Raw genomic sequence first — 12,848 nt, forward strand, 5'->3', positions numbered from 1 at the left:
TGGGCTATCAAATGAAATGATGACAATTCAGTGTTGCAGGGAGTGTAAGGGATTGGCTTGAAACTGTGTCGCGGCTCAAAAATCAAACCAGCGTAGTCAATGATGCAATTGGCCTTCGTCCCTTGTTTTTCTGCCATGGACCTGTCCCATTTCCTGAATGTTCAGGACTAAAGTTCGCGCACTTTACCCACAAAAGACCTGATGGCAGCAGAACCGACTATCCTTTCGGATAGTGAACGCTGCACTCTTGGCAAAAAGGGACGCCATGCCAGACTATGATCGCGCCATCGGCTCCAGACCCGGCATCACATGCGGTGATCGAACCTGTCTGATCAGGCTCTGGTTATTCAGGCCCTGGCTACTCTGGATGGCTTCAATTACGGTTTTCTGTCTTCTCACGGCAGCTCCCGGATACGCTGTCGAAAACGCCACGGTTACGGTGATTCAAGCGCAGGAAATCGTTTCCAGGGCCACCCTCGAAGCCGTTCGCTGGAGCGGCCCTGAATCCGGCCCGCAAGCCCCGCGGGGCAAGAGCATCGCCCTTGTCGCAGAAGATTTGCGTAACGGAGGAATTGTCGGTGTCGCGCAGGGCGCTCGCGAGGCAGCCAAGGCGATGGGCTGGACGCTGAAGATATTCGATGGCGCTGGATCATCGGCCGGGCGCGCAAAGGCCTTTTCCGATGCCCTGGCAGCGAAACCCGACGGCCTCATTCTGTGCGGCTCCGATGCCCTTGAGAACAATGCGGCGCTGATCCTCTTCGCCAACAGGGAGGTGCCGGTGGTTGGCTGGCACGCCGGGGCACGCCCCGGGCCGATTGACGGCACGCCGGTGGCCATGAACGTCACGACCGACCCGCTCGAAGTGGCTCGCCTCACGGCCATGGCGGCAGTGGCACAGTCAAACGGACGCGCCGGCGTGGTCATCCTGACCGACTCCAAGTACAGCATCGCCATGGCGAAAGCCAAGGCCATGGAAAACGTCATTCGGGCCTGTCGGGAATGTACGTTGCTGGAAGTGCGCGATGTCGCGATCTCCGAAAGTGGCGAGAAGATGCCGGCGGTCACCAAGGAACTGCTTCAGCGCTATGGCAAGCGCTGGACCCACACGCTGGCCATCAACGATATCTATTTCGACTACTCGATTGCCTCATTGACTAGCGCCGCAATACCCAGTGACGGCATCAGTCTGTTGTCTGCCGGTGATGGCAGCGCTTCGGCTTTCTTGCGCATACAGGCAAAAACCTACCAGACCGTTACCGTGGCCGAGCCGCTCAACCTGCATGGCTGGCAAGTGATGGATGAATTGAACCGGCTGTTTGCAGGTCAGCCGGTGAGCGGCTTCGTAGCGCCGATTCACTTGGTCAATGCCGACAATATCGCCTTCGACGGCGGGAAGAAATTCCAGTACGACCCTGACAATGGCTATCGAGACATCTATCGCCACCAATGGAATCCCTGACATTGGACGTTACTTCCCGGCTCGGACGCCAGCTATTGCCGCAATCGCTGCGCGCACAGTTCACCCTGGCGTTTCTGACGCTGGCGCTGCTGATCCTGGCGAGTGGTGCAACTGCGGTCTACGCCTTGCGCACGTCAAACAGCGCCACCCGCCAGCTGGCGGATGAACGACTGGTCCGCATGCAAGATGGGCAAGACATGCTGCAGCGTACCTTGCTGATCGAACGCCAGACCGATCAGCTTCTGACAACCCGATCCCCCGATACCCTGCGTTCAAGCTATGCGGCGACCGTCGAACAGCTTGAGGCCCTTGATCAATTGGTGCAGCAGCTGACTGCCGCGAACAGTGGCGTGGCGATACTCGACATGCATCAGTCGAGTCAGATGTTCCGCAATACCGCCAACATCGTTGCGCAGCTGCGAGAAAGCCTGCTGCAGACCGAGGTCACCTTCGAGCAAACCATGGAGGATCACACCGCCCGGTTAACCGCGACGCAGACACGGGCCAGCCTGGAACTGGCGGTATTGCTTTTCGATCTGCCGCAGGCTGTTGACAGTGATGCCGTGCAACGGCTGCGGATCCGCTATGAGCGCCTGTCACGCACCGCTGGCAAGTTAACCGACGCTGATGTGCAGACGCCCGATCTCTTCTCCCTGCGCCTGAGGCTCATCAATCAGCACAACGTCATACAGCGTTTCAATGAGGAACTGAAGAATGAGGCCGGGGTTCTGGTCGCGGTGGCCCGTGCGCAATCCAGTGCTTACACCGAAGACTATCGCGAAGCCCTGCAGCGCCTGGTCGAGGCCTCAAATCGTAGCCAGCAATGGGTGCTGATCATGTTGGGCGCCAGCCTGGTGTTCGCCTGGTTCGTGACCCGGGTCTTCATGGGGCGTCATGTGCTCGTGCGCCTGAATGAAATAAGCCGGCAATTGCGTCAGGAACACACTGACAAAACGCATTTGATGATGGCGGAACATGGGAAGGACGAGATCGGCAACATGGCTCGCGCGGTGAATCAATTCCTCAAGGACCGACTTCAACTGGAAAAAAGAACGGTCCAATTGAGTATCGCCACAGAGCGGCTCGCCCTGCAAAACACCCGATTAGAGCAAGAAGCCGTCATCCGTACCGGACAAGGTCATGTCCTGGAGCTGATCGCCAGGAGCACCGAGCTTGCGGAAGTCCTCGAAAGCCTGGCTCACCTGGTCGAGTCCCAACTGGAGGGGATGATGGTGTCCATCCTGGTGTTGGATGAGGATGGCAAACACCTGCTGCACGGGGCTGCGCCCAGTTTGCCGAAAGCCTATAACCAGCTCATTGACGGGATTGCGATCGGTCCGAACGTCGGTTCGTGCGGCACCGCGGTGTATCGGCGAGAGCCGGTCATCGTCACGGATATCGAGCTGGATCCGCTGTGGGAGGAGTACCGTTCAGTCGCTGCGCCCTATGGATTTCGCGCCTGCTGGTCGACGCCGATTCTGTCCCACGAGCGAAAGGTATTGGGCACGTTTGCCTTGTATTCCAACACCGTACGCAGTCCGAGCTCGGCAGAGACGCGACTGATCAACATGGCGACACCTCTTGCCGGCATTGCGATAGAACGCCAGCTCACCGAAAAGCGCATTCGCTATATGGGCGACCATGACGCACTGACCGGGCTGCCGAATCGCACGCTGCTCGAAGACCGTCTCAAGCAGGCAATACTTTATGCTCAGCGTTACAAGCGGCTGGTGACGGTGGTGTTTCTCGATCTGGACAAATTCAAACTGGTGAATGACAGCCTTGGGCACAGTGCTGGAGATGAACTGCTGAAAACCGTCGCCCAGCGCATGCTGGAATGCGTACGCCGCACCGACACCGTCGTGCGACTGGGTGGCGACGAGTTTGTGATCATCCTGTTCGACCAGCTCTCAGACATCGACGGTGTTACTCCAGCCCTGCACAAAATCCAGGAAGCCATCCTGCGGCCGATTCAGCTCAGCGGACATACACTTCATGTCACCTGCAGCATGGGGTTGGCCACCTATCCTGCCGACGGCAGCGATACTGATACGTTACTCAGCAATGCGGACGCCGCCATGTACCGGGCCAAGGAGCTGGGTCGCAACAGTTACCAGTTCTATACGAGCGAGATGAATAACAAGGATCAGGGCAAGCTCGCCATGCAAGACGGGCTTCGAAACGCACTCAACCATGACGAGTTCCTGCTGCTGTACCAACCACAGGTGGATTTGCAGTCAGGTCAGATTATCGGCGTAGAGGCACTGATCCGCTGGCAGCACCCCGAGCTCGGCATGGTGTCTCCAGTCAAGTTCATTCCGCAGGCCGAAGAGACCGGGTTGATCGTGCCTATCGGCGACTGGGTGATTCATACCGCGTGCAGACAGAACAAGGCCTGGCAGGATGCGGGCTGTCCGCCGATCACCATGTCGGTGAATATTTCAGCACGCCAGTTCATCGAAAGGGACCTGATCGACCGGGTGAGGCATGCCTTGCAAGAAACCGGACTGGAACCGATGTACCTTGAGCTGGAGCTGACCGAAAGTCTGATCATGCAAGACCTTCAGCAAGCCATCAGCAAAATGAAGGAACTGCAATCAATGGGAATCAGTCTCTCGATCGACGACTTCGGCACCGGCTACTCCAGCCTCGCAGCATTGAAAAGTTTCCCGATCGCGAGACTCAAGATCGACCAGTCTTTCGTGCGCGATCTGCCCGACAACGAGAACGACAAAGCCATCGCCACCGCAGTGATTTCGCTGGGGCACAAACTGAACCTGAAGGTCATTGCCGAAGGTGTCGAAACCGAAGAGCAGCAAACCTTCCTGCGTGAAAACGGCTGCGATGAAATTCAGGGCCACTTTTTCAGCCGCGCGGTCAGCTGCGATGAAATCAGTCTGTTACTGCGTAAGCCCCGGTTGCCTCAACCGAGCCGCATTGCGAGCCCTGACTCGCTAAGGCGAAAACGCGTTGTAAAACGCCCAGGCAGTCCAATACCCGGGCGTTAATGACTCTGCGTACGGTAAAACGCTCGGCGTGGCTTATGACAGGCTATCCGGATCCCCGAAAAACATCTGAATGAGGCTCTAGGCGGTTGGCCAGGGTATACGGAATTCCTTGAAGTGATGGCAGATCCCAACCACCCAGAGCATGAAGCTATGTTGGAGTGGCATGGCGATAGCTTCGATCCAACGGTTTTTGAGTGTGAGCGCGTCAATCAGCGGTTGAAGGGGATTAAGGTCTGAGATGCAAGGCGGTGTAGTTCGGACGCTTACGCTTCACGAAGGGACTAGGGCCGTCCTTGTAAACGTGAGTATTAGGGCGAGCCTTAGGGCCATGACAGCGTACGACTTCAGAGCGTCGCTCGGCGATTGAAAGGTCGGGCCAGCCATAGCTAGCCGTTTTGGTTTGCAGGTCCAAAATTCACAACCCCGCAGCCAATCCCATCGAGAATGGCGTCGGCTATTCCGCCAACGGCGATCCCAGGAGGGCCGGCAATGAGTCCGATGACTGCGCCAACCTCGGCACCCATGGCGCCCATGACCCCTTGGGCGGCACCACCAACGGTGCCGACAAGGGCGCCGACTTTCCTAGCTAAATCTTTGGTGATGACAACGGTGGAGTGACAACGTGGGCATTGAGTGATTATGTATAGGGTTCCTTGAGGTTATTACACGGGCATAGAGCCCATTCAAGCAGGTCGCCTATGCGGACCTGCTTGAATGGTGAGCTGTCGAGTCCGGAGGGATGCTTAATGCGGAGAGATGCAAAATCGTGATGTGTGACTACGAATTTGTTGAGTGTAATTAGATGTCGCCGAGTCTCATGGCGTAATAAGCGGAAAGGGCTGAACCCTCGGTGGTTTTGTAGACCGGTCAATGACCATGTTGAGTCGATACCGACCATTCAATACAGGTCACAGCAGACCCAGGCCAACCTCTGTCGCGAACGGTAGAGAACGGCCCGGGCTGTGTGAAAACGTTTTAGAGCAGGTTTGAAGGTCCGAATCAGAACGAAAACCGAGCTTCTACGAAAGTTTCAGTACCTCTGACCTGCCAATCACAGTGAGATTTCACGTAGAGACGCGGACTTAAAAACAGGGCCTACGTTCTTACACAAGCCTGGACCAAAAACTGCCCGTCAGATGCGTCTATAAAATCAGGGGCTATTCACTACGCGATGAACTGCGACTTTGGTAGGCCACAGAAGTCACTGAAATCTCTTCGAGCGGACTCTATGACAGCAGGGGCACCACAAGCGTAGATGTGGCAATTATGCATATCAGGAAAGTCGGCCATGACTGCTTGATGCACTTTCCCGCTACGCCCGGTCCACTGGTCTTCTGGCTGAGGGGCGCTCAGCACGGGAATGAACGACAGGTTAGGCATCACCTTCATAACCTGCTCAACCCACGACCTCAGGTAGAGATCGGCACCACAGCGACCGCCCCAGTAAAGGTGTACCGGATGCGGCGATCCGGTCTTAATCAATGCTTCCATGATAGCTTTGATTGAGCTGAACCCGGTCCCCGAGGCTATCAGAATGATCGCCGAGCCTGGCGCCTCGGGTGCGCCGCGGTAGTAGAGTTCCCCAAAAGGGCCGGCAATGGCCAAACAGCCCTGTCTGCCACGAGTCTCCAGCACATTGGCAATGAACTGACTACTCATGACTTCCCGGACGTGCAAGTCAATCGTGCCTGAAGTGCAGGTGCCGCTGGCGATGGAAAAACTTCGCCGTGCCCCATCAGCCAGAACCAGATCAATATGCTGGCCTGGACGATAGAAAAAGCTGTCGGCATCCAGTACCAGGGTGATAGCAAGGATGTCGGCAGCCAGCCGATTGACGTCCTGAATCTGGCACGCAATGAGTCTATTCAAGTGAAGCTCCGTTCTATAAATCCTGGTTATTTCATCGGCGGAGGTTTATTCGTCCAGCGCCGGAGGGATGACGATCTGTTGGCCTGAAACGGTTGCCCCCGGCAACGCGGACAGCACCTTCCGTACCTAATCCGTGATGATGTCTATCAGACCGCCCTCGCCCTAGCTGTGGAAAATGACGCTGAGCGACACGTCGGGGTGGGCAAATATCGAACTGACTTTGGCCAGCAATCCAACTTTTTCTTCGACGACCTTCATCCAGAAGTAAACGCCGCTCTGCCTGGTGTTGGCAGAAGGGGGCGGCCGGTCCTCGATTGAGTTCCGTTTTAAGCCCATGTTCGGCAGATACACGTAGTTATTAATTTGCGGGCTTTAAGCAAGATCGACCAAGTGGGCGAAAATCGCACTCACGATCTATACATCACCGGCACCTCAGAAGAGGGTTGAGCCGAATCGTCGGTGACATGATGTCGTTTATCGAACCGATAACAGGTGCCAGCCTAGATGTATTCAGCACCAGCGTCGGAGCTATCGACACCCAGTACCGAGCCTAGCCGGCGCACCTATATCGACCGTTGCAAAATTAACCGGCCCACCAGAAGTCAGTGAACTGAACAAAGTATGTTTTTGCGCTGCGTTTTCTCTATTCACATTGAGGGCAGGATCCGCTTCGGCATAACCTTTCTGCTGAGCCTCATCGAACTGCGCGTCGTACGGACTTATTTGCGACAAGATGTCGCTTGAGGTGCCATTGTGGTTGCCGATAAGCGAGGTTATTGGAAGCCATCGACCGAAGGACGCGCAGAAATTTATGATTCCATAAGGACTCATACCTTGACATTGCGCCCAGCCGGCAACGCCACGACCAATTCAATCAGTAAAATGCCCGCCAGCATTTGCACCGGGAGGTTCCAGTCTCCTGTGCGCTGATAGATCGCCCCCACCACAAGAGGCCCCGCGACGGCAATTAGATAGCCCACGGTCTGCGCCATGGCCGAAATACGCGTTGCTGTGTCAATGCTACTGGCCTTTCCCACAAACAGGAAAGCTCCCAGCGAAAGGCCAGCTCCTTGTCCGAAACCGAGCAGGCAAGCCCATAACACTGAACTACCCAGCGGTGCATACATCAGTCCAAGTGTCCCAGCCAGACACAGTAGTATGATTGAGGCAATGTAAAGGCGATGGTCCTGGGTACGCGCAGCCAACAGCGGAGTAACAAAACTTGCGACCATCAGGCTCAGTTGCGAGAGCGAGAAGATCAGTGCCGCAGTGGTCAAGCTAGTGCCACGATCCTTGAGCAGCGTGGGCATCCATGGCAGGAACACGAATAGGTTGAGCACTTGCAGTCCGAAGAACAGCGTGATTGCCCAGGCCGTGGGATTGCGATACACATTCACACTCAACCCTGTGTACCCACCGCTAGGCCTATGCGGCCCGGCGTGACGCAACTGCGGCAACCACAGTAGCAACGCCAACGAGGCCGGAACGGCCCACAGGCCAAGCGAGTGGAAAGCAGAGGCCTGATCAGTCCCCAGCAATTGAAACAGCGGCAGCGACGCACTAGCGCCCAGCACAGCGCCGGCCCCCAGCATCAGCGCATAGACACCCATGACCATACCCATGCGCTGTGGTCCGAAGCGCTTGCGGGCAAGCACGGGCATGATCACGTTCATCACTGCAATACCCGCACTGCCCACGATGGTACCCACGATCAGCCCAACCTCACCCAGTCCGCGGACGCTACAGCCAACGCTTAACAATATCAGCGCGAAAAACAGTGCACGTTCCTCTCCCAGCCATTGCCGCAGTCTCACGCCGGCCATGGAGAAAATGCCCAGTAGCGCCAGCGGCAAGGTCGTCACCAATAGGGTGGAAGTAAAGCCCAGTTGCAGGTTCTCCAGCAATGGCCCGACAGTTGTGAAGATCAGCCGCAGGTTCAGCGACACCAAGATAAAACCTGCCCACAGCAGCCATGATTGCGCAGCGGTGGCATTGACCTGTGGAGAAGCAATTGAAGTGTCCATGACTATTCCAGCTCCACCAGTACCAGACTCTTGAGGTGGCCCGCACAGGCTTCTTGCAACGCCAGCGGGGCCTGGTCCAGGCCTTTGACCATTGTGTGGGTAGTACGAATGCCCCCTTCGCGCTGCCAATCCGCCAGTTGCCGTATCCAGGCGTCGAACATTTCTGGCGCCTCTTCATCGGCGCTGAAACCACGCATCGTCACCCCCCTGAGAATAAGCTGGAAGGTGTCCAGTTCGACCAGCGCCTTCAAGGTGGCGTTGTGCGGGTTCAGCTCCGCCGACACGGCACCGAGTAGCACGCAGCGCGCACCATGTCGGGCGATCTCGAGCGCTGCGGCCAGTTGCTCGCCGCCCACCATGTCGACGATTACGTCGATGCCATCTGGCGCAACCTTGGCGAGTTGTTCACGGACCGAACCACCGTCGCGCGTGACCACTGCGTCATAACCCAGTTCAGCCTGCATCCACCGAGCTTTCTCCTGGTTACTGGTGGTGCCGATGACTCTCGTTGCCCCCAGTAGACGTGCGATCTGCCCAGCCATGGAGCCAATGGCGCCTGCGCCACTGGTGACGAAGGCAGTATCGCCTGGGCGCACTTGGATGGCTTTGACCAACGCGGCGTAGGCGGTCCAGCCATGCCCGAGCCAGGCGGCGGGATCAACGACGGGGCTGTCGATGAGCCTGCACTGTTCGGCCGGCACCACCGCATAATCCCTCCACCCCAGCGGATGCATTACAACGCTGCCTACGCTCAGGCCGGCCCCGGGGCCGGCTCGTACCACCTCGCCAATAGCTCCATCGGCCAGTGTGTCGCCAGGGTTGAGCGGCGGGAATGGAATACCTTTCACATCTTCGGTGCCCGCTTCGGCCATCAAACGGGTGGAGATAGATACTCGAAACCAGCGGTTGCGTACCAGCACTTGCCCTGGGCCGGGCTCTGCGCCTGCGGTTTCGACAACAGCGAAATGCTCGGCCTTGAGTTTGCCCGAGTTGTAACCGAGCAGTTTGACCTCGCGCACAATGCGTGTTTGTTCCGTCATGACCGGACTCCTGCTGTATTCATCTGGATGGTTCTTAGTCGGCATGTCTGTTCACTGCCGCTGAAGGCTGTAAATTGAAGTGATGCCGGGAGTTATGGGGGCTGTGCGAAGCAGATAAATCGCGGTGTTCAGGCGTCGCGAATTAAACGTTACGCTCCGCCTGCCCGAAGGAATTAAACCTATCAGGCACTGAGCCCAACCATGCGTCGTATCAGACCTGTACTTTCGCGGTAGTCGTAGTCCAGCACCAGGCGATCACGCAGCAGTGGTTCGCTGAGTGCGTGTTGCTCCTCGAACACCAATGCGCGTGTGGAGTGTTCACTGGCCGCCACATCCCATACCAGATTCATCAACAGGTTTTTTTGTTTGGCCCCAACGTTTTGCGTGTCAAGGAACCACGAGAATTTCTGGCCAAACGCAGCGTCGGCATCGAGATCTTTTTCATTGAACCTCAGGATCAAGCCCTGCCCACACAACTCTCTGAGTAAATGCAGTACGCGAGGCAATTTCTCCATGGCAAATACCCGCCCGGCCGCCAGTGCGTTGGGCCCCGGGAGCAATATATCGCCGTCAGACATCTCGGCCGTTTCGATAGAGGCGGTACACATGCCTTTCAGTATTTCTGAAAACTGCACGATCTCGCTGACCCGCTGGCGTACCACCGGAATACCTTCAAGCCCCAAGACTTCCATTATCACTTTAGCAAGTCCGGCATACAGGTCGGCCTTGGTTTCCAGGCGCACGAGGGTGTACCAATGGCTGTATGAGGTCCACAGGTTGAAGAAGCCGGCGTTGGCCAGTTCCGGCGCGTTCGCCGCCATGATCCGCCAACGCGGGATGAACACGTTGTCGAACACGACCATCGCCTCTGCCTCTTCACCTTTGGAGGTGAGTGGGTGGTCGTAGGCAGAAGCCTGTGGCCGGGAGACGATCTCTCTGCAAAATATCTTCACGCCCCGTGCATTGGCCGGCACGTAAGCCCAAAAGGCCTCGTCAGGCACTGCGGGGTGCAAGCTGCCGACAAATATTTCATTGGACTGCGGCGCTACCGTGCCCACGCCTTTGATGCCGCTGATCCAGATGCCGTCTGCATTTTGCTTGTTAATTCTCATCACTGCACGGTCGGGCGGCGGCAGGTGGATGTCGGTACCATGAGTACGTGCCCTATAGCCCTGTGGATCGACGATGGCCTCAGATAAGTACAAACTGTTGCGCTCGGCGTAGTCATGGTAGTCAGCAATGTTTTCAGCATGCTCAGGGCATTTTTTTCTAAACGTCGGGAGATGTCCCAGCATGCCGACTGCGAAGCTGGCGATCATGTCCAGACTGCGACAGTGGGTACCCCAGGTTTTTTGCGCAACGTACTTGATCGCACGCCGCCGCCGCGCCAGATCTTCTTTGTTTCTGGGCGGCATATAGGCAGAAGAGGCTAGGTAACCGTCGGGACGAAGGTAAGTCAGAATGTCGTCGTGCTCACCCTTGAATTGCTCGTCATAGATTTCTGCAACTTGCGATATCCCGCCGGCAGTTGAAAAGTGCGTGGTAACGTCTTCAACCACCTCGCCCTGATAAATAACAGTACGGTCATCGCGCAGTGAAGCCTTGAAGGCCTCTGCACTTTTCAGATATTTACGCTTGTTTTGCAGATCTAGCATGATAGCGACCTCAATAATGTCTGACTCTTGCTGTAAGTATTGGCCTGTTGTCTTCTGTTGGATCAAGGACAACGCTCTATAGTCAGTATAAGATTCGGATAGGAACTAATCTCGTTACAGGCTTTGGTAATCCGGATTCTCTGTTTGGCGTTTCGGATGCGAGCTCTTTACCACTCGGTCTCTTCTCGTTTTGGTTGTGATCTATGGCCTCGCGAGTTACTGTTGAGGTCTCAACGCTGGAGCGAGCAAGGAACGTCGGAGCAAATGCATAGCCGTTTGCGACGCCGTCTCTACGGCTGCAACCTCCGGTGTCTCCATCCCTCTGCACTGCGGTCATAGCGCAACCGCTCATGCAACCGCTCGCTGCCGTTGGCCCAGAATTCAACTGACTCCAGGCACAGCTCGAATAGGCAGTAGCTCGGCGGACGCGGTAGCGGGCCGCCGCTTTCTGCCAGACGATGAGCTTCCGTACGTAGGGACTGGATGTCGGTGAGTTCTTCGCTCTGCCGCGAGGCAACCGACATGGGGTGGGTTGCGTACGGGCGGCTCAACCACTGGGCGTCGGCGCGCTCTTCCGGGAGGCGCTCGGCGATACCATTGAGAATGATCTGCTGGCTGGTTTCGCGCCAATACAGCACCCCCGAAGCCCAAGGGTTTTGCGTCAGTTCACGGCCTTTCTGGCTGTCGGCATGGGTGGCAAACACAACACCACGCTCGCTGATCTCACTGATCACCACGATCCGCGTAGAGGGCCGGCCCTGGCTGTCGGCTGTGGCGAGCGCCAGCGCCTTGGGCTCGCGAATGCCTACGCGGCGTGCGCGCTCCAGCCAGTTGCGCAGCACGGTCATGGGTTCGTCGGGCAGTGATTGGTATTCGGGAAACGGCGCATCCAGAGTGCCGGTGAGGGATTCCGACATGCCTTTACCCAGCAGCGGCTTGCCTTGTACTGAACTGTTCATAGAACGATGGTCCCCCGTCCGAACGTGACGCCATTGCCGGAGACTTCGACCCGCGTCAGTTGATCGGCGCGGCCCTCGGCCCTGGCGAACATCAGCGAAGGACGTCCGATTTCCACACCCTGGAGAATCTCGACCTGCTGGCCGAACTCGACCTGGCCATGGCGCGCCAGATGAATCGCCAAGGGCCCGGCAGCGGAGCCCGTGGCTGCATCCTCGACCACGCCATAGGCCGGCGAGAACATCCGGCTGCGCCAACGCCGTCCCGAGCCGGCAAAACAATTGATGGCCATGTCGTGGAAGCTGGACAGGGCGCGATGGTCAGGGTGCAGGGCCGACAATGCGGCGATGCTTGGCAGGCCGACAAACACATGGCGCGGGCCGTTGTGATAGATCTCGATGGGAAAGGTCGAGTCGCTGATACCCAGGGCCTTGAGCAATTCGGCGTCGCGCCCCAGGGCCGTCCAGGTCGGTATCGGCTGGTCCATGCTGGCGGCGATGACGCTGCCGTTCTGGCGCTCCAGTTCAAAGGCGATGGTGCCCATCTGGGTTTCCAGGTACAGCCGGTGATTGTCGGTGTGAGCGCCCAGGGCAATGGCCGTGCCCAGTAGCGGGTGCCCGGCGAAGGGCAACTCGTTGACCGGGGTGAAGATCCGGATCAGTGCATCACCGCCGTTACGTGGCTTGAGCACGAAGGTGGTTTCCGACAGGTTCATCTCCCGGGCGATGCGTTGCATTTGTATGGCCGGCAAGTCATCGGCGTCAAAGAACACCGCGACCGGATTGCCTTCCAGCGGGACGCTGGCAAAGGCGTCGATGATGACGTATTTGTGCATG

11 protein-coding genes are annotated in these 12,848 nt (G+C 57.2%); 4 read left to right on the plus strand and 7 right to left on the minus strand.

Annotated elements, in window-relative coordinates; genetic code table 11:
• The first annotated feature begins 439 nt into the window (after nucleotides 1–439).
• From F6R97_RS00415 to F6R97_RS00430, 4 genes are all read left to right on the plus strand, one after another.
• Complete coding sequence (locus tag F6R97_RS00415) at nucleotides 440–1,459, plus strand: substrate-binding domain-containing protein (protein ID WP_038983376.1); 1,020 nt, start codon at nucleotides 440–442, stop codon at nucleotides 1,457–1,459.
• A complete protein-coding gene (locus F6R97_RS00420; RefSeq protein WP_038983375.1) occupies nucleotides 1,447–4,467 on the plus strand; it encodes an EAL domain-containing protein in 3,021 nt (1,006 codons plus the stop codon). The genes F6R97_RS00415 and F6R97_RS00420 overlap by 13 nt, the downstream gene beginning before the upstream one ends.
• A 66-nt stretch (nucleotides 4,468–4,533) precedes the next feature.
• Entirely contained in the window at nucleotides 4,534–4,704 is a 171-nt protein-coding gene (locus F6R97_RS00425) for a plasmid pRiA4b ORF-3 family protein (protein ID WP_217437549.1), read from the plus strand.
• 158 nt (nucleotides 4,705–4,862) lie between these two features.
• The gene (locus F6R97_RS00430) at nucleotides 4,863–5,057 is read left to right on the plus strand and encodes a hypothetical protein (protein ID WP_315865808.1); all 195 of its coding nucleotides are present in this window, start codon (nucleotides 4,863–4,865) and stop codon (nucleotides 5,055–5,057) included.
• A gap of 574 nt (nucleotides 5,058–5,631) precedes the next feature.
• Here the strand turns inward: F6R97_RS00430 and F6R97_RS00435 are convergent.
• The 7 genes from F6R97_RS00435 to F6R97_RS00460 form a co-directional block, all read right to left on the minus strand.
• Nucleotides 5,632–6,336 (minus strand): FAD-binding oxidoreductase, encoded by a 705-nt coding sequence (locus F6R97_RS00435; RefSeq protein WP_315865809.1) that lies wholly within the window; start codon nucleotides 6,334–6,336, stop codon nucleotides 5,632–5,634.
• Between the two features lie 528 nt (nucleotides 6,337–6,864).
• The gene (locus F6R97_RS29500) at nucleotides 6,865–7,167 is read right to left on the minus strand and encodes a hypothetical protein (RefSeq protein WP_080772145.1); all 303 of its coding nucleotides are present in this window, start codon (nucleotides 7,165–7,167) and stop codon (nucleotides 6,865–6,867) included.
• The gene (locus F6R97_RS00440) at nucleotides 7,164–8,360 is read right to left on the minus strand and encodes an MFS transporter (RefSeq protein ID WP_050682525.1); all 1,197 of its coding nucleotides are present in this window, start codon (nucleotides 8,358–8,360) and stop codon (nucleotides 7,164–7,166) included. The genes F6R97_RS29500 and F6R97_RS00440 overlap by 4 nt, the downstream gene beginning before the upstream one ends.
• Before the next feature lie 2 nt (nucleotides 8,361–8,362).
• Complete coding sequence (locus F6R97_RS00445; RefSeq protein ID WP_038983374.1) at nucleotides 8,363–9,400, minus strand: MDR family NADP-dependent oxidoreductase; 1,038 nt, start codon at nucleotides 9,398–9,400, stop codon at nucleotides 8,363–8,365.
• Nucleotides 9,401–9,582: 182 nt separating this feature from the next.
• Nucleotides 9,583–11,055, minus strand: a complete 1,473-nt coding sequence (locus F6R97_RS00450) for a 4-hydroxyphenylacetate 3-hydroxylase N-terminal domain-containing protein (protein WP_038983743.1) — start codon at nucleotides 11,053–11,055, stop codon at nucleotides 9,583–9,585.
• Between the two features lie 290 nt (nucleotides 11,056–11,345).
• Complete coding sequence (gene phzG / locus F6R97_RS00455) at nucleotides 11,346–11,972, minus strand: phenazine biosynthesis FMN-dependent oxidase PhzG (protein WP_173667546.1); 627 nt, start codon at nucleotides 11,970–11,972, stop codon at nucleotides 11,346–11,348.
• A gap of 38 nt (nucleotides 11,973–12,010) precedes the next feature.
• The gene (locus F6R97_RS00460; protein ID WP_048393492.1) at nucleotides 12,011–12,847 is read right to left on the minus strand and encodes a PhzF family phenazine biosynthesis protein; all 837 of its coding nucleotides are present in this window, start codon (nucleotides 12,845–12,847) and stop codon (nucleotides 12,011–12,013) included.
• Between the last annotated feature and the right edge of the window lies 1 nt (nucleotide 12,848).

It is taken from the genome of Pseudomonas sp. JV414 (assembly GCF_032424305.1).
Classification (GTDB): domain Bacteria; phylum Pseudomonadota; class Gammaproteobacteria; order Pseudomonadales; family Pseudomonadaceae; genus Aquipseudomonas; species Aquipseudomonas lini.